This window comes from Streptomyces sp. NPDC094147 (genome assembly GCF_044764265.1).
Lineage (GTDB): Bacteria > Actinomycetota > Actinomycetes > Streptomycetales > Streptomycetaceae > Streptomyces.
On the sequence record NZ_JBIWHT010000083.1, the window covers coordinates 1 to 1,621 of the forward strand.

Here is a 1,621-nt window from a genome sequence, read left to right on the forward strand (position 1 = left end):
TGGGGTGCCGTTGAGCCAGGCGTCGATGCGGACGAGGTTGAGGGCCATCGCGGTGAGTACGTGTTGCAGGTGGGTCTTGGCGAGACCCTTGTAATGGGCGCGGTGGATGTCGCAGCGTCGGGATGCCTGGGACATGGTGCCCTCGATTCCCGAGCGCAGTGCGTACTGCTCCCGCCGGGCGTCGGTGGCCTGTTCGGCGCGCAGGCGTTGTTGGGCCTCGAACTGCGGGCGGGGGCGGAAGGTCAGGGACCGGGCATTGATCGTCGAGCGTGTGCAGTGGGCGCGCTGCGGGCAGGGAGTGCAGTCCGGGAGGCGGAAGGTGACCTGGATGGTCGGCAGTCCGTCGGCGCTGATCGATTCGCGCCAGTTGCGGCTGACCGCGCCGGTGGGGCAGATGACATGACGCTCGTCGAAGTCGACCCTGAACCGGGTCAGGTCGTAGGCGTCCGGGTCGCGGGTCTGCCACTGGTGGCCGGCGGGGACGGGGCCGAAAAGGTCGATGCCGTGGACGGCGGCGGCGTCCAGGATGTGGTCGATGCTGACGTAGGCGGCATCGACCAGCTCCCGGTCGGGCAGCAGGTCGGCGGCGGCCAGGTCGGTGTGGCGGGCGGTGACGGTCTCCACGTCGCTCAAAGTGGCTGTGGTCGTGGCGACATGGGCAATGACATGCGGCCGGTCCGGCTCGCAGACCTCGGTGAAATGACCCTTGAAGCCGCGCCAGCCCATGCCACGCTTGATGCCATAGCGGGCATCGGTGTCATACGGGCTGCCGATCGCGCTCGCACCGGGCGGCAGGTCGCTCTTTGTCCCGCCAGCGGTGACCGCTCTGGTCACGGTAGTACTGCTGGACCCAGACCTGACGCAGAAGGTGCAGTGCGGGCAGTTCCCGCAGCCAGGCCGGGGCACCACGGTGGTGAACGGCGTCCAGGAGACGGTAGCCGTCGGCGGCCAGCTCGGTGCGGACAGTGGCGGACTGGGGCAGCCGGAAGTCGTCCGCGCGCTGGGCATAGCGGTCCCACCACACAGCCGGAGCATGTCCCACAAGCCAGACCGGCACGGCAACGGCCAACGTCTCCAAGGCCGCGCGCATGCACTCCATCGCCAGCTCCAGGCGGTTCAGCAAGCGGATCGCGGCATGCACGTGGGTGGCGTCGGTGCACTGCAGCCCGCCGCAGTCCAGCAGCCGATGCTCCCGCAAGTGCCTCAGGAGCAGGGTCAGCAGCCGGTCCGTCTGACCTTCCTCGCTGGTCAGACGGGTACGGAACTCGCTGAGCACCGAGGCGTCGAACCCCGGATCTTCCAACGGCAGGCCCAACAAGAACTTCCAGTCCACACGCCCACGCACGGCCCCTCCGCGGCCTGGCGGTCCGTCAGCCCCTCGGCGAACTCCTCATCGACGAAAACCTCACCCCGCGCGTCACGCATCCGGACAGCCAGCGAGCCCCTCGGAAACGCGGCCCGCGCAAACCGCTCCGTCAACGCCGGAACCTCATAACCCGGCCTCGACCACAACGACATCACGGATCACCCCATCGGATCCCCGCGAACGCCAACCAGCCCTCACCGTCCCACCGGGACAACGATCACGCCAGACCACCCGTGAAAAGACCAGCAGAGTCAC

General features: G+C 68.5%; 2 protein-coding genes. Both read right to left on the reverse strand.

The window, feature by feature from the left end:
• On the reverse strand, nt 1–834 hold an 834-nt coding region (locus ACIQ8J_RS35865; RefSeq protein WP_403278379.1), incomplete at its 3' end, for a transposase.
• Nucleotides 758–1,345, reverse strand: a complete 588-nt coding sequence (locus ACIQ8J_RS35870) for a transposase (protein WP_403278380.1) — start codon at nt 1,343–1,345, stop codon at nt 758–760. The genes ACIQ8J_RS35870 and ACIQ8J_RS35865, both read right to left, overlap by 77 nt.
• Nucleotides 1,346–1,621 lie beyond the last annotated feature (276 nt).